The organism is Weizmannia sp. FSL W8-0676 (assembly GCF_038593015.1).
Taxonomy (GTDB): domain Bacteria; phylum Bacillota; class Bacilli; order Bacillales; family Bacillaceae_C; genus Weizmannia; species Weizmannia coagulans.
In genome coordinates, this window is the sequence record NZ_CP151954.1 from 1,888,110 (window position 1) to 1,910,042 (window position 21,933).

Genomic DNA, 21,933 nt, shown 5'->3' on the forward strand with positions numbered 1-21,933 from the left:
CTACCCCTGCTTTTTCTTTTTTAATGTTCAGTACCATTGTAATGTTTTTTAACACCGGAAATCCATCGTTATAGATTGACAATTTTGTGAACATCTGTTGTGCATAGGCATCTTTGTTTTCAACTTTTTTACAGTGGGGTATAATAATAGTGAAAAGGAGGGATTGAATATGTTTGATTTAATTCCGTTCAGAAGAAACGACGATGTTTTCGAACGTATGATGAAGACTTTCAATGAGATGTTTGATGCGAATGCGTTGGCGCCTTTTGCGAACGCAAACTCGTTCCGTACCGACATTACGGAAAAAGAAGATGCTTATCTTGTGGAGGCCGAACTGCCGGGCTTCTCAAAAGAGGACATTACCATTGATGTCCGCAATAATGAGCTGACCATCCGTGCAAAACGCGACCAAATGGAAGAAAGCAAAGACGAAAAAAATAAAGTCATTCGGCAGGAACGCCGCTACGGCGAATTCGTCCGGAAGTTTTACGTGGATAATATTAATGAAGACGAAATCAGCGCCACCCTTGATAATGGCGTCCTGAAAATTCATATTCCGAAGAAAACGAAGGAAGGCCCATCCGGAAAACGGATTCAAATCCAGTAATCATGAAGCGGAGGCTTGTAATGCAAGCCCCCGCTTTTTTGTGTAAAAAAGAAGCCGGATAATCCCTTAATCCATCAAATCCTTCTTCATTTTTTTAAATTCTTCTTCCGTGATTTCCCCTTTTGCATACCGTTCCCGCAAAATGTCGAGGCTTTTGTCTTCCCTTTGATGCGGCCGGAATTCGCTCACTTTTTTGATGCCTGCCACTATCAAAAAAATCACGAGCACAAAGATGACAAGCTGGGCAATCATGCCGATTAGGCTGAATACGCCCATCATGCCATAGCCACCGTACATCATGATGGTCAGCACCTTTCCTTTTTACATTCCCTACTACTGTATACTGTACCACTTTTTTCTTAAAAAATCCTTGATCTATTCGGGCTTCCCTCCCCCCCCTTTTTTGCACTCTTGCGCAAATTCGGCCATCGTTTTCTCATCCATCGGGCCGATGATTTTACGGATGATGGTCCCTTCTGCATCAATAAAGTAAGTCGTCGGAATGGTAACCGTTTTGTAAAGGGTGCCGACGGAGCCGTCCATGTCAAACAGAATTTGAAAAGCAAGGCCGTTTTTCTTCACAAAGTCAAGCGGCGCATTCTCGTTTGTTTCGGTATTCGTTAAATTCACAGCAAGCACTGCGACATCCGGGTTTTTTTCATAGAAACGCTGCATATCCGGCATCTCCGCTTTACACTGCGGGCACCAGGAAGCCCAAAAATTCAGGATCACCGTTTTCCCTTTAAAATCAGACAGTTTGACTGTTTGCCCCGATAGATTTGTCAGTGCAAAATCCGGCGCCTTTTCCCCTTCTTTTGCTTCTGCACCGCCGGATAGCGGTTGTGCCTTCACCGCGGTTTCCTGCCTCTCCCCTGCTGTTTTATTTTTATCGGGATCGTCCGGTTTTTTTAAGGCCATAAGCAAAATGGCTGAGGCCAGAAGCACGGCGGCAGCCAGAAACACCCTTTTTTTCAACCGTTTCAACTCCTTTCCGGGTATTAAAGTGCTTTCTATCATTTTTATTCTTTTTTACGATGAAATAGAAGCAAACGCTATAATATTGTTAAAAACTTTTGAGAGATTCCGATATATAAGATGAAAGTTTTGCATTGGGCATTTTGGCATTTACGGCCCTTGGCACCATCATTTTTGAAAAGAGGATTGAGATGAAAAGATGAAAAAGCGAATTGTCATCCCAACATTATGTTTTGCCATGTTGTCTACCCCGGCATTTACGAAAACGGTCCAGACGACAGAAGACAATTTTCCGGGCAGGTTTCTCCACCCGGCAAACGTGGCTGCGGCATCGTCCGTTAAATATGTAAATGTGGATCCAGGCTCTTCATTAACACTGCGTTCGACAGCATCGAAAACCGGTGCCGTTTTGGCAAAACTGCCAGCAGGGACAAGCGTTACTGTCTATTCAACAGCGGACGGCTGGGCGAAGGTGAGGGCGCTTGGAAAAACAGGTTATGTCAGTGCAGAATATTTATCAGCCGGAAAAGTATCCACGGCTCCCGCCAAAACAGTAACAAAATATGTCAATGTCGATCCGGGATCCCATCTTTTGCTCCGCAAGTCTGCGGCAGATAACAGCGCGATTCTTGGCCGGCTTGAAAGAGGCACTAGCGTCAAAGTCCTATCCGTCTCCGGCGCTTGGGCAAAAGTGGCGGCAGGCAGCAAAACAGGATATGTCCGCGCTGCGTATTTATCAGCTTCAAAACCGGGCGGGGCTTCTTCCGGCACGCCTGCCTCCAAAACAGTAACAAAATATGTCAATGTTGACCCGGGATCCCATCTTTTGCTCCGCAAGTCTGCGGCAGATAACAGCGCGATTCTTGGCCGGCTTGAAAGAGGCACTAGCGTCAAAGTCCTATCCGTCTCCGGCGCTTGGGCAAAAGTGGCGGCAGGCAGCAAAACAGGATATGTCCGCGCTGCGTATTTATCAGCTTCAAAACCGGGCGGGGCTTCTTCCGGCACGCCTGCCTCCAAAACAGTAACAAAATATGTCAATGTTGACCCGGGATCCCATCTTTTGCTCCGCAAGTCTGCGGCAGATAACAGCGCGATTCTTGGCCGGCTTGAAAGAGGCACTAGCGTCAAAGTCCTATCCGTCTCCGGCGCTTGGGCAAAAGTGGCGGCAGGCAGCAAAACAGGATATGTCCGCGCTGCGTATTTATCAGCTTCAAAACCGGGCGGGGCTTCTTCCGGCACGCCTGCCTCCAAAACAGTAACAAAATATGTCAATGTTGACCCGGGATCCCATCTTTTGCTCCGCAAGTCTGCGGCAGATAACAGCGCGATTCTTGGCCGGCTTGAAAGAGGCACTAGCGTCAAAGTCCTATCCGTCTCCGGCGCTTGGGCAAAAGTGGCGGCAGGCAGCAAAACAGGATATGTCCGCGCTGCGTATTTATCAGCTTCAAAACCGGGCGGGGCTTCTTCCGGCAGCCTGCCTCCAAAACAGTAACAAAATATGTCAATGTTGACCCGGGATCCCATCTTTTGCTCCGCAAGTCTGCGGCAGATAACAGCGCGATTCTTGGCCGGCTTGAAAGAGGCACTAGCGTCAAAGTCCTATCCGTCTCCGGCGCTTGGGCAAAAGTGGCGGCAGGCAGCAAAACAGGATATGTCCGCGCTGCGTATTTATCAGCTTCAAAACCGGGCGGGGCTTCTTCCGGCACGCCTGCCTCCAAAACAGTAACAAAATATGTCAATGTTGACCCGGGATCCCATCTTTTGCTCCGCAAGTCTGCGGCAGATAACAGCGCGATTCTTGGCCGGCTTGAAAGAGGCACTAGCGTCAAAGTCCTATCCGTCTCCGGCGCTTGGGCAAAAGTGGCGGCAGGCAGCAAAACAGGATATGTCCGCGCTGCGTATTTATCAGCTTCAAAACCGGGCGGGGCTTCTTCCGGCACGCCTGCCCCCAAAACAGTAACAAAATATGTCAATGTTGACCCGGGATCCCATCTTTTGCTCCGCAAGTCTGCGGCAGATAACAGCGCGATTCTTGGCCGGCTTGAAAGAGGCACTAGCGTCAAAGTCCTATCCGTCTCCGGCGCTTGGGCAAAAGTGGCGGCAGGCAGCAAAACAGGATATGTCCGCGCTGCGTATTTATCAGCTTCAAAACCGGGCGGGGCTTCTTCCGGCAGCCTGCCCCCAAAACAGTAACAAAATATGTCAATGTTGACCCGGGATCCCATCTTTTGCTCCGCAAGTCTGCGGCAGATAACAGCGCGATTCTTGGCCGGCTTGAAAGAGGCACTAGCGTCAAAATCCTTTCCGTCTCCGGCGCTTGGGCAAAAGTGGCGGCAGGCAGCAAAATTATCCGGCGTAAACGAAATCTATTTAGGGCTTGCTGAACGAATCCGATTATGGCTTGTATCTGATTTGTCAGCAAGCTCTACCTCAATATCATAGGAGAATGCATCTGCGAAAATGCTTTATTCTGTCCTCTCTGTATGTTGAATCAGCTTTAGAGTGCAAAGTTTTTCCTGCATTTTTTATAAAACCCTTGCATTTAAAGTTCGGCCAAAGCTGTCAGTATCCTTACCAAGTCTAGGACTTTTGCTTATTCAGCAAGCCTATTTAATTTCCCACCGAATGGTAGAAAAAAATCATCTACAAAAGTTAATTGATGTTCGGTCTTTTTGTACATCGTAACAGCCTCCAAGTGCAAGGTTTTTTACGTGTTTCCTTTGAAATCCTTACACTTTATATTCGACAAAAGTAGCCAAAATCCTTGTCAAATCTGGAATTTTTGCTTATTCAGCAAGCCCTATTTAATCTCCCATGCGCTGCTGGAAACGTGGAATGGGACTTCCCAACTGGCCGAGGGAGTTCTATATAAAGGACGGACGGTGTACAACATGTATGGGGTCGGTGCGAATGACAGTTCGGCAGTGGAAAGCGGTGCTGCTTTTGCCTACAAAGCCGGATGGTTTACACCGGAAGCTGCCATTATCGGCGGGGCCAAATTTATTGAAAGCAATTATTTGCAAAGAGGGCAGGATACGCTTTATAAAATGAGATGGAACCCAGCCGGTGTTGCGAATACAAAGAACCGCTCTGCCACAAACCAGTATGCGACGGATATCGGCTGGGCATCCAAACAGGTTGTAACCATCTATAAGCTGTACAGCCTGCTCGATTCCCGCAAGGTCAAACTGGACATTCCGAAATATCAATAGCCATGCAAAGAAAGCAGCAGGACCTCTTATATCCTGCTGCTTTGTGCGTTTACCGTTTTCATTTCCCCAATAGCTGCCGGGCTTTTGCCAATGCGGGGAGCGGTTTAAAGCGGGCTTCCCGGCCGTTCAAAAAAGGAGAACCTTTGGCGTTACCATCCCCGGCTTGCGTCGCCGCCTCCGGAAGAACCGCCGCTGCCTTTGCTGCCTCCCCCGCCGCCGCTTCCGCCGCCACCGCCGCCGCGAAAGAACATCATCAGGATATTCAGCAGAAAATACGTCATGGTCCCGCCGAGAAACTTGAAATCAATGAAAATCAGGATAAGGATCCCAAGCCCGATCAAAATCTGTTTCCAGAACGAATAAGGGGAAGCCTGGGCGGAAGAGGGCCGCTCATACGCCTTTGGGTGGGCCTGAAGATTTACATTGTATTCCTTCGCCGTTTCGGCGGCAAGCTTCTTATACGTATTGATAACCGCCGCATCCGGCTTGTTTTCTTTCAAATACGGTATGGCATACTGATCAAGGATCCGCCCTACTTTTCCGTCCGGAAGCGCCCCCTCCAAGCCGTACCCGACTTCAATTCTAATTTTCCTGTCTTTTACTGCCACTACGAGCAATACCCCGTTGTTCATGGTTTTATTGCCGAGCCCGTACTGGCGGAAATATAGACCTCTTTTTACTACCTTTTTCAATAATACTTAATTATTTTAGTCTTTATTTTATTGGATACATAGTGGTGATTGAATAATCATGTTTTTTGGAACTAGAATTTCTATATACTACTCTTACAGTTTGTTTCAAACTCTTTACATATTTTTCTCTTACATGGTTTCCTGCTTTATTTACTTTTCCTTTTTTTCCATGATCTATTACTTCTTTAGCAACTTCAATAGTTCTTTTTTCTCCCATGAATTTTGAAAACTGGGACTTACCTTTGTATGTGCGAGATCCGACTTTTGCCATATGGTAAATTTGAATATGGCAATACCCATAATACTTATCTCCACCCGCCAGAAATAACTTTTTACCTGAATCAAGTTTAACTGTTTGGTCTACTCCCCAGCATCTAGTAGCACCTGCTCCACCGCTACTACCTCCGGAAGCACTTACATATCCAACATTTAAAAAAGTAGAGAATATTAAAATTATTGCCAATAAAACTCCCAGAAAAACAATACGTTTATTATTCATTTTTGTTTCCCCCCATTAAAAAATCTAAAAGTTTATCAATTTTTGAACCTATTTCATCAATAACCAAATCATTTCGTTCATCTCGAGCCATGATTTCTCCTCTAAGTTCATCGTTCTCTCGCTGAAGAATATCTATGGTTTCTTCTGCTTCTTCTAATTCTTTTTTTAAATTGTCTAATTGCTTTAAGAGTTCTTTCCTGTCTTCATTCAATCAGCATTCCTCCTTATGGAAATAATCAAAAGTTCAATCCATCTTTTATATTAACACATTAGAAACGGATTTTGAAAGAGATTAATGAAATATTTCCCACTTTTATGATTTCAAATAAATGATAAAAAAACTACCTGGCTCTATTTAGGGCTTGCTGAACGAATCAAATTTGGTCAGATACAAGCCAAATTCCGATTATCAAAATATAAAATAGTGTTATGTAAAAATTTCAAAAAAAGAACCCTGAGCTTGCGCTCCAGATTCAGTATGAGGAATTGAAGGGCTACTACTGTTTCGCTGGTCTCCTGAAGGCGTGCTCGAATAAGGCCCAGCCCATACTTGCGCTTGCCTTCGCCAAATTTGCCTTCAACGGCATTACGTTCAGAGGCATCCTGCCTTGCGACGCGTTCCAAGGTTTTGTCTTCCGTTCTGGATGGGCGTCCTAACCTTGGCCCACTCAGACGAATGCCAAGAGATTTGCAGTATGCCAGATTATTACGGTTTCGGTAAATTTTATCTGCCAAGATCGCTTCCGGATAAAATCCGAACCGGTTGTAGTAGTTTTCAACAGATTCCTTGAGAGTGGTCCCTTCATTGTAATTTTCCCAGTCGAGGTGCTCAATCAAGGCATAACCATCTACGACACTGATGGCGACTTTTGAACCGAACTCCACGTTCGCTTTTGCCTTGCCGCGCACAATTGGACGGACATGTGGCTGGGAAATGCTTACAATCCGGTGGTCAACCCGGTGTGTTTTCTTTTTGTACATTTCTGCCTGTTGGCGGTAAAGTTCATGAATCACGAGAAGTTGCCTGTATTCATCTTTGCTTAAAAGAGACAGAGAGCTTTGGGAAACAAGATTTTTAATGATCTCCAGATCTCGTTTCACATATCCGAGCTGTTTGCCTACAGCTTTCCGGATTTTCCGGGCGCCAGCTTTACGTTGCTTAGCGACAGAAAGATAGTCCTTGCGGGCTCTTTTTCTGTAGGTCCGTGGCTTACGTAATTTCCCTTTGTGTGGTTCATGCAGGACATCAATGATATGTTCCAATTTCTCACGGGCTTCGTTCAACAACCCGAGGTCTGTAGGGTAAGCAATATCAGCCGGTGCACAGGTTGCGTCCAAAATGAGCTTTCCTCTGTTCTTCGTTTTGGGAGAAGCCGATTCAGTTGAATGCTTTTCTGAATCGGAACCGGAAGGCTGAAGATCGCCACGATCATGATCATGATCATTACGATCTTCATCATCATGATCGTCATCGTCGTGATCCTGATCATCATTGTTGTCGTTTTCCTTAGATGCTTCTTCCAATTGGCGTTTTTGTTCTTCCAGAACGATCCATTCATTCAGTTCGTTGATGATATTTGCGCCCAAACGTTTTCTAAAACGAGTCATCAGAGAATGGTCGAATGGGGCTTTTTCCTGGAATTCAGGCAAGCCGATAAAATACTGAAGATACGGGTTTTCTGTGATCTGTTCGACTGTTTCCCGGTCAGACAGCCCAAGCCGTTCTTTGATATAAAGAGCCCCAAGAGCGATTCTGACAGAATAAGCCTTTTCGCCTTTGAATTTCTTCTTGAAGGACTTGGCATACTTTTCTTCGGCCATCCACCAAGGAATCATTTCAGCAAGACGGACCCAGCGATTTTCTTTATTTAATTTCCCACCGAATGGTAGAAAAAAATCATCTACAAAAGTTAATTGATGTTCGGTCTTTTTGTACATCGTAACAGCCTCCAAGTGCAAGGTTTTTTACGTGTTTCCTTTGAAATCCTTACACTTTATATTCGACAAAAGTAGCCAAAATCCTTGTCAAATCTGGAATTTTTGCTTATTCAGCAAGCCCTATTTATATGATTTTTTGCCTCATTTTCTCCTATACCGCGCTTTTGATGAGCCCGGCAAAAAAAAGAAAACATGTACCGGCCGTCTATCATTAAGATACGGAGTGCCTGCCCAAAAGTTTCATGCCTCATGTAAAATATTTCCCGAGCAGGATGCCTAAAAATGCCAGGGCAATGCCGAACAGATAGCTCAGCACAAGGTACGGAACAAGAATATGATATTTTTTGTCAGCCTGCAGCTGAATATTCTCAAGTTTAAAAGTGGAGAAAGTTGTAAAGGCGCCCAAAAAGCCGGTCCCGAGAAGTAGGCGCCACGAACTCCCGGCACCCGTGCCAAACAGAAGGCCGAGCATAAATGAGCCCGAAAGGTTAATGAAAAATGTGGCCAGCGGGAATTTTGCCGGAAACGCCCGGTTGATCCACCGCGAAAGAGAAAACCGGGAAACCGCCCCGAAAAAGGCGCCGATTGCGATAAAAATGCCGTTTAAAACCATGAATCCGCCTCCTTCATGACGCTGTATCTGAACCGCCTCTTCCCTTTAGCCGCGAATGCAGCATCCCGCCTAGTTTAAAGCCGGTCCATGACATGAACAGCCCGCCGGATAAACTGCAGAAAACATATAACAGCGCGGCAAACGCATGCGATTGCTGGATAAGCTGCACCGTCTCCACGCTGAAAGTCGAAAATGTTGTGAAGGAACCGACAAACCCGGTGCCAAGCGCGGTTACAATATACGGATGAATCTTATTGGATTTAAAAAGATGCATCGTAAGCCAGCCAAGCAGAAAGCAGCCGGCCAGATTGATCGCAAGTGTCGGATATGGAAAAACGGCATGCGTGTACATGCCGATCCATATGCCGAAATAATAGCGTGCCAAAGCGCCGAAAATACCGGCAACCCCGACCCAAATATATAGCATACAGCTCCCTCCAGTCCATTGCGGCATGGGATTTGCCCCCTGCGCTGCTTTTTTCGTGAAAAGAGTTCCCGTGCCGTGCCTAAGGGTTCGTTTATTTTGTCAAAAGCCTTGCCAGCCCAAATGCAGCGGCAGCGGCCAAACCGCCAATCACAACGGTCTCAAGCCCGCTCTTCCACACATTGGAACCGGTAAACCGCCCTTTCACCGCCCCGAAAATAAACAGCACAACGAGCGTCACCAGGACGGAAACAAGCAGGGCCTGTGATGCCCTGGTGACAAAAAAGTACGGGGAAAGCGGGATCAGCCCGCCCACAATATATGACAGGGCAATCGTTAACGCGCTTTTTAAGCTGCGCCCCTTTTCCGGCTTCTCAAGCCCCAGCTCGAATTTCATCATAAAATCCACCCATTTATCAGGGTTTTCTGCCATTTTATCGACGATTGCCTCGATTTGTTCCGGTTTCAGATCATATGCCTTAAATACATCCCGGACTTCGTCTTTTTCCCGTTCCGGCACTTCTTCTACTTCCCGGTATTCCCTTTTTAATTCGCTATAATAATGTTCGGCATCCGATTTTGCTGCGAGATATCCGCCAAGCCCCATGGCAATGGAACCGGCTGCAATTTCCGCCGCGCCGCCCGCGAGAACGAGCACCGGCGAATCCACTGCACCGGATAACCCTGCCGCCAGTGCAAACGGCACGGTCAGCCCGTCCGACATGCCAATTACGATATCACGGACGGTGTCGGATGCCTGGAAATGTTCCTCAACATGTTCATATTCTGGCATTCCTTCTCTTCCTTTCTGTCTTTATAGGTATTATTATAGCATGTCAAGCCGGAATTGGGCGAAAATGAACATAAAATTTACTTTCTTGTAAAAGTTTCTTTGCAAACTTTTGAGATACGCATATAATGAACTTAACAACTGACGTCCGTCCAAAAGCCAGTTTTCCGGCTTTTGGACAGCATGTGTAAAAGGAGCCAATAAAATGTCACACGGCCATGGACACCAACACCATCATCATGAGCCGGCACAATACGGAAAAGATTTCGCCGCCGGCATCGGGCTGAATATTCTTTTTGTTGCCGTTGAAGCCATTTACGGCTTCTTTTCCGATTCCCTTTCGCTGTTGGCGGATGCAGGCCACAATCTGAGCGATGTGCTCGGGCTCATTATTGCCTGGGCCGCTGTCTGGCTCGGCAAAAAATTGCCAACAAAAAAGCGCACATACGGCTATAAAAAATCATCCGTGATGGCTGCGCTTTTAAATGCGATTATTCTGCTGATTGCAATCGGCGCGATCTTTCTCGGAGCAATCCAGCGTTTTGCCCATCCGGAACCTGTCGCAGGCAAAACGGTCATGATCGTTGCCGTGATCGGGATCGTTATTAATACCATCACCGCTTTACTGTTTATGTCCGGGCGAAAAACTGACCTCAATATCCGCGGCGCTTTTTTGCATATGGCTGCCGATTCGCTTGTCTCACTCGGCGTTGTCATCGCAGGTGCGATTATCCTGTTCACAGGCTGGGAGTGGGTCGATCCGGTTACAAGCATCATCATTGCGGTTGTGATTTTTGCAGGGACATGGGGCCTGTTGCGGGAAGCGGCCGACCTTTCGCTTGATGCGGTGCCTGCAGGCGTTGATGCCGGTGCGATTAAAACCTATTTAGAACAAATTCCGACCGTGCTCAACGTCCATGATTTGCATATATGGGGAATGAGCACGACAGAAACGATACTGACGGTCCATATTGTCCGTTCCCAAATTGAAGACAACGACCAGCTGCTGGAAAAGCTGGAAAAAGAACTGCATGACAAATTCGGGATCGAGCACGCTACCATCCAGATTGAGAAAGGGACTTATGTTTGCGGGCTAGCGCCGGACAACAAAGTGTAAAAGCAGATAAACAAAACTTGCGGCAATGCAAGATTATAGCCGGGCCCCATGCAGGATCTCTTCCGGGCACAACACAGATTTTCCTCGTGTACCGGCAAAAGAAAAAAGGCTGCCACCGTGCAGCTTTTTTCTTTTGCTCCTTCAAAAGCAAAAACTTTTCGACAGATTTCTACATTTCTCCTTCGTTGTGGATATTCTTATACACATTTTGCACAAAGTAACACCAGTCCTTCGCGCGTTTATAAACAATTTACCCACAAGATATAAACATTCTACTGTGGATAAAAGAACGCTTGTTCCGCAAGACTAAATTTGATAAAGTAAGGGTACAAATACTCTATCTTTATGATACGCGGGCTGCTTTAAAAAAAGAACATGATTTTCGGAGGTGGTACAAATGTATAAGTTATCTGATGAACTATTGATCGAGTCCTATTTTAAAGCAAAAGAACTGAAATTAAGTTCCGAGTTTGTTAAGCTCATTGAAAAAGAGATTGAACGCCGGTCGCTGACGCATAAAATCAAAGCAACCTCCTAGCCACTTTTGCTTGATATGTGGCTTTTTTTGTGTGATAAATCCTATTTTTGTGAATATGTATAAAAATAAAGGCAGTTGGGAGGTTTACGGGGGTGGATTTTGATCATTGGTATAATGCTATCTTGAATTTTATCAAATCGCAAGCCGCCAATGGATTGACAGTGGCAAACGGATGCTGCGGGGCTGCAGCGCTTTTTTATTGCGACAATCACGAGCCGGCGGTTTCCGCAGCCCTGATCTTTGCCGCTGTATTGTTCGACCGTTATGACGGGAAACTGGCCAGGAAGCTAAAAACGGAATCCGCACTCGGCAAGCAGCTTGATTCCCTTTGCGATTTGCTCTCGTTTGGCGCCGCGCCTGCCATGCTGATCCATACAGCGCTGTTTTGTCTGTACGGCATTCCGGGTATGCTGGCCGCCATGTTTTATATGCTTTGCGGGATGATCCGGCTCGCCCGGTTTAATATCAGCAAGCAAAAAGGCTTTTTTTACGGGCTTCCGATCCCCGTAGCAGGCTTATGTGTAACAGCCGGTTTTTTTGCCGTTCCTTATGTCACCCACTTCTGGTTGTTCGTCTGGATGGTGCTGTTATCGGTCCTGATGGTGGCGCCGTTTAAGTTAAAAAAAATATGAAAAAGGCGCACTGCAAATTTTGCAATGTGCCTTTTTCATTATTCGCCGTTTTGTTCCTTTCTTTTTTCTTTCTCAAGCCGGTAAAATTCGTGGAACATTTTCATGAGGGCCCGCTTTTCAATACGGGAAACGTAGCTTCTTGAAATGCCGAGCTCCTTCGCAATTTCGCGCTGCGTTTTTTCCTTTTTTAAATTCAGGCCGAATCTGCCGATGATCACCTGTTTTTCGCGTTCATCCAATATGTCAAAGAATTGTTTCACTTTTTCCAGCTCCATATTCAGCTGGATCGTGTCAAATACGTCTTCCGCTTCAGACTGGAGAACATCAATTAACGAAATTTCATTTCCTTCCTTATCCTGGCCGATCGGGTCATGCAGCGAAACATCTTTTTTTGTTTTCTTTAAAGCTCTTAAATGCATAAGTATTTCATTTTCTATACACCTGGCCGCATATGTGGCAAGTTTTGTCCCTTTCCCTTCCGAGTAGCTTTCGATTGCCTTGATCAGGCCAATCGTCCCGATCGAGATGAGATCTTCTGTATCTTCACCGGTATTTTCAAATTTTTTGACAATGTGCGCTACAAGCCGCAGGTTATGTTCGATTAAAATATTCCGGGCATCCGCGTCGCCTTCCGCCATCCGCTTCAAATATTTCCGTTCTTCGCTTGCCGAAAGAGGTTGTGGAAAAGCATTGTTTTTCACATAGGAAACCAAAAAAACAAGCTCTTTCATCATATAGCTTACCGCAGTTAAGATCCCCGACATCCTTCCACCTCCATTAGGCTTGAGCCTATATAGTTCAAACATATGAACAAGGAGGCGGAATTGTGTCTGTCCCGAAGAAAAGACGGTCTGGTAAATATTGCACGGCATTTAAAAAAATCAAAAAACCGCATTACAGCGCGCTGTAATGCGGTTGAAAAGATTCCTTAATTGTGTACAGCTTCATCCGTTTTCGTTTCCCGGATGATGTAATCAAAAGCGGCGAGCGCAGCTGTCGCGCCGGACCCCATCGAAATAATGATTTGCTTATAAGCGCTGTCTGTGCAGTCTCCTGCGGCAAACACGCCCGGAACACTGGTCGCGCCGCGCTTATCCACCACAATTTCACCCCGCGGTGTCCGTTCCACTGTATCGCCAAGCCATTCGGTATTCGGGACAAGGCCGATTTGGACAAACACGCCCTCGAGTTCAATATGGTGTTCTTCCCCGGTTGCACGGTCAATATATGTGATTCCGTTCACTTTATCCGTGCCGGTAATTTCTTTCGTTTGCGCATTTTTTACAACCGTCACATTCGGAAGGCTGTAAAGGCGCTCGAGCAGCACACGGTCCGCCTTTAATTCAGGCATAAATTCAATGACGGTTACATGTTTGACCACACCAGCAAGGTCAATGGCCGCTTCAATGCCGGAGTTTCCCCCGCCGATTACGGCAACATGTTTACCGGCAAACAACGGCCCGTCACAGTGCGGGCAGTATGCCACACCTTTGTTTTTGAATTCTGCTTCGCCCGGCACGTTGATGTTGCGCCAGCGTGCACCGGTGGAGATGATCACGGTTTTACTCTTTAATACAGCCCCGTTTTCCAATTCCACCTCAACGAGATCTTTCTTTTCAACCCGTTTTGCACGCTGCAGATTCATAATATCAACATTATACTGTTTGACATGCTCTTCAAGGTTTGCAGCAAGTTGCGGGCCTTCCGTATACTTCGTGCCGATTAGGTTTTCAATGCCGACTGTATCGAGCACCTGCCCGCCAATGCGTTCAGTGACAATCCCTGTCCGGATGCCTTTGCGTGCCGCATAAATGGCTGCACTTGCGCCGGACGGTCCACCGCCGATGACGAGCACATCAAACGGGTCTTTCTTTTCAAACTCGGACGGATCCGCTGTGCTGCCAAGCTTGGCAAGAATTTCTTCCACTTCCATCCGGCCGCTTTCAAAGAATTCGCCGTTCAGATAAATGGAAGGGACGGCCATAATGCCTTTTCCTTCCGCTTCCTCTTTAAATGCAGCCCCGTCAATCATCGTGTGCGTAATATTCGGACTGAGCACACTCATGATGTTCAAGGCTTGTACCACAACAGGACAGTTCTGGCAAGTCAAGCTGACATAGGTTTCAAAATGGTATTCGCCTTTTATGCTTTGAATCTGGTCAATGACCTTCTGATCCACTTTAGGAGGGCGGCCGCTGACCTGCAGCAGGGCCAAAACGAGCGAGGTAAACTCATGCCCGAGCGGCACGCCCGCGAATATAATCCCGGTGTCTTCTCCCGGACGGTTTACACTGAAACTCGGGGTTCTTTCGAGTTTTGTGTTTTCCACTTTTATCCGGGGCGACATGGCGGCCAATTGGTCGACCAGTTCGAGCATATTCCGCGATGTTTCATCGGAACCCGCGCTCACTTTCAGCAGAACGTCGCCCTCCATCATTTGCAGATACTGGGCCAGTTGCGCTTTAATCTCTTCATCCAGTATCATATCGGTTCATCTCCTCAGATTTTGCCTACAAGATCAAGGCTTGGTTTCAGTGTTTCACCCGTTTCTTTCCATTTTGCCGGGCATACTTCGCCTGGATGCTGGCGTACATATTGTGCGGCTTTCACTTTGTCGATCCAAATGCTTGCGTCGCGGCCGATGCCGTCAGCGTTGATTTCAACCCCTTGGATGACGCCGTCCGGATCGATCAGGAAAGTGCCCCTGTCGGCAACGCCTTCTTCTTCGCGCAATACATCGAACATGCGGGTGAGTTTTTGTGTCGGGTCGCCGATCATGGTGTATTCGATTTTGCTGATCGCTTCAGAATGGTCATGCCATGCTTTGTGCACAAAATGGGAGTCTGTTGAAACCGAGTAGACTTCCACGCCGAGTTCTTTTAAAGCGGCATAATGTTCCTGGAGATCTTCCAGTTCAGTAGGGCAGACAAATGTAAAATCAGCAGGATAGAAGCAGACAATGCTCCATTTTCCTTTGAAATTTTCATCCGTTACTTCGACAAATTCGCCGTTGCGGTATGCTTGTGCTTTGAATGGTTCAATTTTTTTGCCAATAAGGGACATCGTGCAATTCCTCCTTAAAATCATTTGTGTGAATGATCACGGTTTGCCGGCCCGGCCAGCAAACAATAATCATTTTAATTCAATACCAATTATTATATGGAATTAATTTCTTGTCAAGCAATTACACCCGGATTTCTATTTTATCGTTTCCGGATTTTAAATGATATAGTCATAAAACCATGATATTTATGTTTTTTATGCTGTTTCCGCCTCTTTTTTGCACGCTTGTAATTGAAAATCAGGGCAGATAATTGAAATTTTTTGCGCCCAAAGACTGCCGCTCTCCCATTTCACTATTGAGAATGCTTTTCAATGAATCAATGTCAAAAAAGCCGGTGGCCGCAGCCATCAGCTTTTCCTTTTCCGCCTGTGGAAAACAGCGGTAAAAATCAAAATATGCAAAAACATAGCGCCATCCCCTGATCCGGTTTTGCTAGGTGGAATCTGTCTCCATAAAGATAAAGTCCAAACGTCTCTGATAACGGGCCATCGTCAACCGCTCCTTTCTCAAGATGTTTTTTTGCTTAAAAATGCCTTACTTGGAATGCTTCACGCTTCGCATTCATTTCATCGTACAGCCTGAAAACTTCTTCATCACGCTGCCTTTGTTCTGCTGTCTTTTTCAGCCGTTTAATCGTGACCGTAATAAAGATTAAATTTAATGTCATTTTTTCCACCTCCTTCAGGGCACAAAAAAGCCGCAGGACCGGCATGATCCCGCGGCTTTCCGGAAAAAACCGCACGGATCAGGCAAATGCATCCTGCGGCTTGTGCGTCAAATTAAAAAATCAGCGCAAATTCAAACCGATACGGAGCGGATGCAGAACATGTTCAGTTGCAACTGCTGAAAATAGGATTGTGTATGCCATGTTCTCCAACCTCCTTTGAATTTGCTTACATAGGAAAGTATATCCAATTCCGGCGGGTTTGTAAACCGCAAATTGGCAAAAAAATAAAAAAAGGCCGAAAACCTTGTATGCCGGACAACCGTGTGCTTCGTTACTGCACCGCCCGGGTTACAAAGGCCCCTGCCTTTTCCATTATGATTTGCGATTATTCCGCTGTAAAAGTTGTGCGCCTTCTTCGCTTTTTAAAAGCCGTTTATGGTAAGCGCGTGAAATCGAGAAAAACAAAACAGATACGGCAACAAACCCGCTTGACGCAACGAGTAAAATTTTTGTCCCCAGTTCGGATTTCCCTTCGATCGGCATCACCGCACCCAAATATAAAAAGCCCGTCACAGCAAGCAGCACGATGCCGTACATTTTAAAATCCACCATTTTCACGTACATCGATTTCGCTTTCTTCAACCGCCTCACCCTTTCTATCAATCTGCTAAACCTACTCTATCACAGATGAAACATAAAAAAGACAAGTAATTACAGGAAAGAAAGGAAAAAAATGGGTCTACAGATTTTCAACAATACCCGTGACAAGATGGGCAGAGTTCACGGCCGCCGTTTCAAGATATTCATCAAAAGAGATCCCGGACTCCTGCCCTGCAATATCGGAAAGGGAGCGGATGATCACAAACGGGATGCCAAATTGCCATGCCACTTGTGCGACGGCAACGGCTTCCATTTCCACCGCCTGCACTTCCGGGAAGTGCTCCTTTACAGCCGCCGTTTTCGCAGGATCATCCATAAACGAGTCCCCGGTAGCAATCAATCCTTTCACAACCTGAATGCCAGGCAATTTCCCTGCGCAGCTTTCCGCAATCCGGACAAGTTTCTCATCCGCCAAAAAAGCGGGCGGCATTTGCGGCACTTGCCCGTATTCATAGCCGAATACTGTCGCGTCGACATCATGGTGGCGCACTTCCGTTGAAATGACGACATCGCCGACGTGAAGGGCGGGGTTTGCGCCGCCTGCTGAACCGGTATTGATTAAGCAATCCGGCGCGTATGTTTGCAGCAAAAGGCCGGTAGAAAGCGCAGCATTCACTTTCCCGATCCCGGAACGGAGCAAAATGACATCTTTCCCTTTCATTTTTCCCGCCGTATATTCATAGCCGGCAATCGTTTCAACATGCGGATGCTCGATCTGCCCGCGCAAAATCGACACCTCTTCTTCCATTGCGCCGATGATTCCGATTTTCATATGACTCCCTCTTTCGTCCAAAAGTTCCAATCCCCATTATATAGCAAAAAAGCAGAAGTGGATACAGCTTGCCAAAAAAACAACGTCTGATACGATGTACATGGAGGTGAGCGAAAATGGCATTTGAACTCGACAGGATAGAGGATAAGATTGAATTTTTCGAAGCGGACCGGCTTGAGGCGCTCGAGAAAAAAATCAATGATCAAATCGAAGCCAATAAAACCTTGCTGCTCCGGGTGGCGTCCGTTTCACACCAAATGCAGTTTGACGCGGACGGCAGGCCCCATTATTCCGCCGTGGTCCATTTCGCGGCACAAAAATAAGCGGCACAGACGGCCGCTTATTTTTTATCGTTCTCGATCAATTCATACATCTTTGTCGGTTTCCAGCCTTTTCCGTCCACCCATGTCAAATAAACACGGTAGGTCGTATCGGAATTTTTCGCAGAAACCGTTCCGATCGCCTCATCGGTCGTTGCCCCGTGCTCCAAAAACCAGACCGTCATATTGTCTTCCGGTATGCCTGTTGCATAAGACAATGCCTTCAGCTTTTCCTTCCAGTCAAGCGAAGTGGATGAGGCGGAATAGACATGCCCGCCTGTTTGTCCGGTTCCGACCGGTTTCCAGCTGGAATCGGTAATGACTTCTTTCACATTCGGTTCATTGCTCTTTTCCACTTTACGGGTAGATTTTTTGTTGTCTTTGCCCGCCGTTTTTTTGGATGTATGAGATGATGTCGTTTCATGGCCGGACGAAGCAGTCTTTGTTACGGCCGCTTTCTTTTCCTTCGGTGCCGGTTTTGCGTTATCGTTCCCGGCGAAAAAAATGGAGTAAGCCACGATACAAATAAGCGCGATGACAATCACAATCAGTGTATTTAAAATGATGTTTGTTTTCCGCCGTTTTGACTGCTGCATGGCCTGTTTCCGTTCTTCACGGCTGTAAAATTCAGGCAAGGTCATCCCTCCATTTCCTGGCCTTATCATACCACGGTTTTGCCGGCTCGAAAAGGCGCACAAATGCGTTAGCGGCGGGCATGGCCCGCCGCAATCCGGATGTGATAAGCGTTTGCAGCAGGTCGTATCCTTTACAACATGCACCTTGGAACACCTGCGCACTCGCTCCGGATTATTGAATCGAGATGATTTTGACTCTCATATCCCCGCCCGGCGTCTGAACCGTGACTTCCTCTCCGACGCTTTTCCCGAGCAGGCTTTTTGCAATCGGGGAGTCGTTTGAAATTTTTCCTTCAAACGGATCGGCCTCGGCGCTTCCGACAATCGTGTACGTTTCTTCTTCCCCGTCCGGCAATTCCACAAACGTAACGGATTTTCCGAGCGATACCGTATCTGTCCCGTCATCTTCAATGATTTTCGCGTTGCGGATCATGTTTTCAATCGTCGTAATGCGGCCTTCCACAAAAGCCTGTTCTTCTTTCGCGGAGTCGTACTCGGAATTTTCGGAAAGGTCCCCGAAACTTCTGGCAATTTTAATCCGTTCGACGACTTCTTTCCGTTTGACCGTTTTTAAATATTCCAGTTCCTGTTCCAATTTTTCTTTCCCGTCCTGGGTCATCGGGTATACTTTTTCCTGAGCCAAATCCCTTCACTCCTATATCTCTTAGTTATCAAATGTGTATGCGTTTCAACATACAAGATGACGCTTTCTGCAAGCGGCTGTGTTTTTTCCGCCATGTTGTTTAGCGCGCCGAAAAGATTCCGGCGCGCTCACCATGTATTCTAAATAATCGTATTACAAAAAAGACTTTTGTTCAAGAATGGATTGCAATTTTGTCACGACTAAATCAATCGCCACCCGGTTCTGCCCGCCTTCCGGGATAATGACGTCCGCATATCTTTTAGTCGGCTCGATGAACTGGTTGTGCATCGGCCTGACCACCGTAATATACTGCTCGATGACCGACTGGAGCGTCCTGCCGCGCTCTTCGATGTCCCGTTCAAGCCGCCGGATGATCCGCAAATCGGCATCGGTATCGACATACAGCTTAATATCCATTAAGTTGCGCAATCTCTCATCTTCCAATACTAAAATGCCTTCCAAAATAATGACATCTTTCGGTTCCACATGGATGGTGCGGGCCGACCGCGTATGTTTGGAAAAATCGTAAACCGGTTTTTCAATTGCCTCATAAGAAAGCAGTTTATGCAGATGCTCAATGAACAGGTCATTGTCAAACGCAAACGGGTGGTCATAATTTGTTTTCAGCCTTTCTTCAAATGGAAGATGGCTTTGATCCTTGTAGTAAAAGTCCTGTTCAAGCACCAGAATGGAGTGTCCCTTCAAGCTTTCGTAAATCGCCCGGGTAACGCTTGTCTTCCCGGACCCGGAGCCCCCGGCCACGCCGATCACAGCCGGCTTTCGTTCCATTTCCTTCACCTCTTCATACTGACTGCCAGCCCATCTCCAACGGGGAAAATCGCGGTGATAAATTGCTCATGCTGCATTAACCACTCGTTGTAGCTTCTGATTTTCCGCACCAGATTGCTGACTTGCTTCTTTTCGATGAAGTCTTGTACCACAAGGCCTTTAAATAGCACATTATCCGTGTATACACATCCCTTTTCCCGCAGAAAAGGCGTAAATGAATCAAAAAATTTCCGGTACTGCCCCTTTGCCGCATCAATAAATATCGCATCGTACGGGCCGAGTTCCCGGGTCTTTTGGATGACGTCCCCGCAAAGCGCATCCCCTTTCAGCAGGCGGATCCGCCGGGATAAGGGAGTGCGGGCAAAATACGCATTTGCCTGGGCAACTCTTTCTTCTTCGCGTTCAATGGTGACAATTTTTACATCCGGAAGCGCATCTGCCATTTTCAGCGCCGAATACCCGATTGCCGTCCCGATTTCAAGCACGCTTTCCGGCTTCTGGATTCTTAACATCTGGCAGAGTGTTTCCATTCCGATCGAATCCATAATCGGAATATGCTCCGAGTTAGCAAAAGACGCCATTTCTTCAAATAGCGGATCATTCTTTCGCATCAACTGCTCTATATACGCTTCGACCGGGCCGTTCATCGGCAGGCCCTCCGGCATAAACACATTTCCATAACTTCTCCCTGCTTCTCAAAAAAATTCCGCTTATTATCGTAGCACATTTCAAACGGGAAAGCGAATGTTTACCGTTTCGCCTTCGCAATGTACTTTTCCTTTAAAGCATTATGTTCCTTCAATGTATTGGCAAAATAGACTTTCCCTGTATCCACATTTGCAAGAAAATAGAGGTAATCGGTTTTTTCAGGCTTGAGCGCAGCCTTGATCGATTGTTCTCCGGGACTTGCAATCGGGCCTGGCGGAAGGCCTTTATGTTTGTATGTGTTATAAGGGGAATTCACCCGCAAATCTTTATACGTCACTTTTTCTTTATGCCGGTTTAAAGCATACAGCACGGTCGGGTCCGTCTGCAGCGGCATGTTTTTCTTTAACCTGTTGTAAAAGACGCTTGAAATTTTCGCCCTGTCCGCTTTTTCAGTTGCTTCTTCCTCGATAAGCGAAGCCATCGTCAGCAGTTTGTGCGGCGTTAAACGGGCTTGTGTGCTTTGTCCGGCGTAAGCGGAAAAAACCGCATTTGTTTTAGCCACCATCGTTTCCAGTACGGCATCGAGCGGTACATGCCGGTCATAAAACGAATAGGTCGCCGGAAAAAAGTAGCCCTCGAGCGGATGCCGGATCTGCTGATTGAAAACTTCTTTTGTCACAAGGCGCGGGTATTTTTTCATCAAATGCTGTACAAAAGCGGGGTCATCTGCCCGCTTGAGCACCTCTTCTTTCCGGAAGGAGCTATGTTTCTGGATGATCTCCGCAATCTCCTCAAGGCCGGCTCCTTCCGGCACGGTAAAGCGGATCATGGCAATACCGCCTTTTTGCATGCTGCGGACGATCGTGCTTGTATCCATGGACGGTGACATTTGATAAGTGCCTGCCTTTAAACCGGACTGGCGGTGGGATTTCGCATAAATCGCAAAAGCCCAGGCATTTTGGATGATCCCGTTTTTTTGCAAAATATGCCCGATCTCCGTTACCCCGGAGCCGGGCGGAATCGTGACGAGTTTTGTCTTATGGTTGCCGGGCTCCGCCGGTTTCAGCGCCGACACGTAAAAAAAGGCTGCCCCTCCGAAAACAACAACAGCCAGCATGATAATGCATGCGGCTATCCATAATTTCGGTTTCTGCTTCATTTTTTGAAGCAACATTTGAAACGGATTTTCCTTTCCGGCCAAAACAGAATCTTCCTCTCAATAAGAAAAATCTTAAAACAAGTACAGAAAGCCATTTTCGGCTTTTTTCCTGTCCATTATACTACAAATTTCGCCAAGTTTTATTTCATTTTCTTTTCAAAAGGGAATATCCATTCCGGCAGACGGAAAATGCACACGGTTTGTCCCGTGTGCATGTTAAAGATCCGTTTATGCTTCTTCTTCATCGAGAAACGTATTCAGCATTTCCTCGATCATTTCCCACTCTTCATCGGTTTCAATCGGCTGGAGGTCCCCTTCTGTGCCGTCTTCATTTTCCACATAGGCGGAAGCATGGATTTCAATGCTTTCATCTTCGTCTTCTTCCGCGCCAATCGGATAGTACAGAACGTACGATTTTCCGAAATCTTCGGATTCAAACGTAAAAAGCACTTCATACAATTGTTCGTTTCCGTCTTCGTCCACTACGGTAATATGCTGGTGGTCTTCGTGGTCATGTTCATGGTTATGTGTCATTTCTT

At 46.6% G+C, this 21,933-nt stretch carries 28 protein-coding genes and 1 pseudogene; 8 read left to right on the forward strand and 21 right to left on the reverse strand.

The window, feature by feature from the left end; genetic code table 11:
* Positions 1-169 precede the first annotated feature (169 nt).
* Positions 170-607, forward strand: a complete 438-nt coding sequence (locus NST20_RS09305; RefSeq protein ID WP_342399324.1) for an Hsp20/alpha crystallin family protein — start codon at positions 170-172, stop codon at positions 605-607.
* Positions 608-673: 66 nt separating this feature from the next.
* Here NST20_RS09305 and NST20_RS09310 read toward each other — a convergent pair whose 3' ends face one another.
* Together NST20_RS09310 and NST20_RS09315 are read right to left on the reverse strand one after the other, a co-directional pair.
* A complete protein-coding gene (locus NST20_RS09310) occupies positions 674-907 on the reverse strand; it encodes an SHOCT domain-containing protein (RefSeq protein WP_017550577.1) in 234 nt (77 codons plus the stop codon).
* A 75-nt stretch (positions 908-982) separates the two neighbouring features.
* Positions 983-1,582 carry a TlpA disulfide reductase family protein gene (locus NST20_RS09315; protein ID WP_342399325.1) on the reverse strand — a complete coding sequence of 200 codons (600 nt, stop codon included), beginning with the start codon at positions 1,580-1,582 and terminating at the stop codon, positions 983-985.
* A 199-nt stretch (positions 1,583-1,781) separates the two neighbouring features.
* Here NST20_RS09315 and NST20_RS09320 point away from each other — a divergent pair, with 199 nt between their 5' ends.
* From NST20_RS09320 to NST20_RS09330, 3 genes and pseudogenes are all read left to right on the forward strand, one after another.
* Positions 1,782-3,074, forward strand: a complete 1,293-nt coding sequence (locus NST20_RS09320; RefSeq protein ID WP_342399326.1) for an SH3 domain-containing protein — start codon at positions 1,782-1,784, stop codon at positions 3,072-3,074.
* Positions 3,075-3,109: 35 nt separating this feature from the next.
* Positions 3,110-3,775, forward strand: a complete 666-nt coding sequence (locus NST20_RS09325; protein ID WP_342399327.1) for an SH3 domain-containing protein — start codon at positions 3,110-3,112, stop codon at positions 3,773-3,775.
* Between the two features lie 599 nt (positions 3,776-4,374).
* Positions 4,375-4,794, forward strand: a pseudogene (locus NST20_RS09330) (glucosaminidase domain-containing protein); the annotation flags it as partial.
* Positions 4,795-4,943: 149 nt separating this feature from the next.
* On the opposite strand, the gene NST20_RS09335 reads toward NST20_RS09330, so the two are convergent.
* From NST20_RS09335 to NST20_RS09365, 7 genes are all read right to left on the reverse strand, one after another.
* On the reverse strand, positions 4,944-5,486 hold the full coding sequence (locus NST20_RS09335) for a TPM domain-containing protein (protein ID WP_342399328.1): 543 nt from the start codon (positions 5,484-5,486) through the stop codon (positions 4,944-4,946).
* A gap of 22 nt (positions 5,487-5,508) precedes the next feature.
* Positions 5,509-5,985 carry a hypothetical protein gene (locus tag NST20_RS09340; protein WP_342399329.1) on the reverse strand — a complete coding sequence of 159 codons (477 nt, stop codon included), beginning with the start codon at positions 5,983-5,985 and terminating at the stop codon, positions 5,509-5,511.
* Complete coding sequence (locus NST20_RS09345; RefSeq protein ID WP_342399330.1) at positions 5,978-6,196, reverse strand: hypothetical protein; 219 nt, start codon at positions 6,194-6,196, stop codon at positions 5,978-5,980. Before NST20_RS09345 ends, NST20_RS09340 begins: the two co-directional genes overlap by 8 nt.
* 173 nt (positions 6,197-6,369) lie before the next feature.
* The gene (locus NST20_RS09350) at positions 6,370-7,923 is read right to left on the reverse strand and encodes an IS5 family transposase (protein WP_265114716.1); all 1,554 of its coding nucleotides are present in this window, start codon (positions 7,921-7,923) and stop codon (positions 6,370-6,372) included.
* Between the two features lie 247 nt (positions 7,924-8,170).
* Positions 8,171-8,536, reverse strand: a complete 366-nt coding sequence (crcB, locus tag NST20_RS09355; RefSeq protein WP_013859735.1) for a fluoride efflux transporter CrcB — start codon at positions 8,534-8,536, stop codon at positions 8,171-8,173.
* 13 nt (positions 8,537-8,549) lie between these two features.
* Complete coding sequence (crcB, locus tag NST20_RS09360) at positions 8,550-8,963, reverse strand: fluoride efflux transporter CrcB (RefSeq protein ID WP_026683581.1); 414 nt, start codon at positions 8,961-8,963, stop codon at positions 8,550-8,552.
* Between the two features lie 91 nt (positions 8,964-9,054).
* A complete protein-coding gene (locus NST20_RS09365) occupies positions 9,055-9,753 on the reverse strand; it encodes a VIT1/CCC1 transporter family protein (protein WP_342399331.1) in 699 nt (232 codons plus the stop codon).
* Positions 9,754-9,955: 202 nt separating this feature from the next.
* On the opposite strand from NST20_RS09365, the gene NST20_RS09370 reads away from it, so the two are divergent.
* From NST20_RS09370 to pssA, 3 genes are all read left to right on the forward strand, one after another.
* The gene (locus NST20_RS09370; RefSeq protein ID WP_342399332.1) at positions 9,956-10,867 is read left to right on the forward strand and encodes a cation diffusion facilitator family transporter; all 912 of its coding nucleotides are present in this window, start codon (positions 9,956-9,958) and stop codon (positions 10,865-10,867) included.
* A gap of 397 nt (positions 10,868-11,264) precedes the next feature.
* Positions 11,265-11,405, forward strand: coding sequence for a sporulation histidine kinase inhibitor Sda (locus NST20_RS09375; RefSeq protein WP_017553160.1), 141 nt, complete (start codon positions 11,265-11,267; stop codon positions 11,403-11,405).
* A gap of 92 nt (positions 11,406-11,497) precedes the next feature.
* The gene (pssA, locus tag NST20_RS09380) at positions 11,498-12,037 is read left to right on the forward strand and encodes a CDP-diacylglycerol--serine O-phosphatidyltransferase (protein WP_237348235.1); all 540 of its coding nucleotides are present in this window, start codon (positions 11,498-11,500) and stop codon (positions 12,035-12,037) included.
* 38 nt (positions 12,038-12,075) lie between these two features.
* Here pssA and sigK read toward each other — a convergent pair whose 3' ends face one another.
* The 6 genes from sigK to mtnN form a co-directional block, all read right to left on the reverse strand.
* On the reverse strand, positions 12,076-12,801 hold the full coding sequence (sigK, locus tag NST20_RS09385; protein ID WP_013859739.1) for an RNA polymerase sporulation sigma factor SigK: 726 nt from the start codon (positions 12,799-12,801) through the stop codon (positions 12,076-12,078).
* Positions 12,802-12,965: 164 nt separating this feature from the next.
* Positions 12,966-14,522: an alkyl hydroperoxide reductase subunit F gene (gene ahpF / locus NST20_RS09390; RefSeq protein ID WP_013859740.1), complete on the reverse strand. Its 1,557-nt coding sequence runs from the start codon at positions 14,520-14,522 to the stop codon at positions 12,966-12,968.
* A gap of 14 nt (positions 14,523-14,536) precedes the next feature.
* Complete coding sequence (gene ahpC, locus NST20_RS09395; protein ID WP_013859741.1) at positions 14,537-15,100, reverse strand: alkyl hydroperoxide reductase subunit C; 564 nt, start codon at positions 15,098-15,100, stop codon at positions 14,537-14,539.
* A gap of 524 nt (positions 15,101-15,624) precedes the next feature.
* The gene (locus NST20_RS09400) at positions 15,625-15,768 is read right to left on the reverse strand and encodes a YrzI family small protein (protein WP_013859742.1); all 144 of its coding nucleotides are present in this window, start codon (positions 15,766-15,768) and stop codon (positions 15,625-15,627) included.
* Positions 15,769-16,140: 372 nt separating this feature from the next.
* On the reverse strand, positions 16,141-16,419 hold the full coding sequence (locus NST20_RS09405; protein WP_230951705.1) for a YrhC family protein: 279 nt from the start codon (positions 16,417-16,419) through the stop codon (positions 16,141-16,143).
* 88 nt (positions 16,420-16,507) lie between these two features.
* Entirely contained in the window at positions 16,508-17,200 is a 693-nt protein-coding gene (gene mtnN, locus NST20_RS09410) for a 5'-methylthioadenosine/S-adenosylhomocysteine nucleosidase (protein WP_327077391.1), read from the reverse strand.
* A gap of 116 nt (positions 17,201-17,316) precedes the next feature.
* Between mtnN and NST20_RS09415 the strand changes: the two genes are divergently transcribed.
* Positions 17,317-17,523: a YrzA family protein gene (locus NST20_RS09415; RefSeq protein WP_017553154.1), complete on the forward strand. Its 207-nt coding sequence runs from the start codon at positions 17,317-17,319 to the stop codon at positions 17,521-17,523.
* A gap of 17 nt (positions 17,524-17,540) precedes the next feature.
* Here NST20_RS09415 and NST20_RS09420 read toward each other — a convergent pair whose 3' ends face one another.
* The 6 genes from NST20_RS09420 to NST20_RS09445 form a co-directional block, all read right to left on the reverse strand.
* A complete protein-coding gene (locus NST20_RS09420) occupies positions 17,541-18,155 on the reverse strand; it encodes a DUF1510 family protein (protein WP_017553153.1) in 615 nt (204 codons plus the stop codon).
* 172 nt (positions 18,156-18,327) lie between these two features.
* Positions 18,328-18,798 carry a transcription elongation factor GreA gene (gene greA, locus NST20_RS09425; protein ID WP_013859748.1) on the reverse strand — a complete coding sequence of 157 codons (471 nt, stop codon included), beginning with the start codon at positions 18,796-18,798 and terminating at the stop codon, positions 18,328-18,330.
* Between the two features lie 153 nt (positions 18,799-18,951).
* Entirely contained in the window at positions 18,952-19,587 is a 636-nt protein-coding gene (gene udk, locus NST20_RS09430) for a uridine kinase (RefSeq protein WP_265115161.1), read from the reverse strand.
* Between the two features lie 5 nt (positions 19,588-19,592).
* Entirely contained in the window at positions 19,593-20,234 is a 642-nt protein-coding gene (locus tag NST20_RS09435; protein ID WP_342399333.1) for an O-methyltransferase, read from the reverse strand.
* A 101-nt stretch (positions 20,235-20,335) separates the two neighbouring features.
* Positions 20,336-21,436, reverse strand: a complete 1,101-nt coding sequence (gene mltG / locus NST20_RS09440; RefSeq protein ID WP_342399334.1) for an endolytic transglycosylase MltG — start codon at positions 21,434-21,436, stop codon at positions 20,336-20,338.
* A gap of 186 nt (positions 21,437-21,622) precedes the next feature.
* Positions 21,623-21,928: a DUF1292 domain-containing protein gene (locus NST20_RS09445; protein WP_013859752.1), complete on the reverse strand. Its 306-nt coding sequence runs from the start codon at positions 21,926-21,928 to the stop codon at positions 21,623-21,625.
* Between the last annotated feature and the right edge of the window lie 5 nt (positions 21,929-21,933).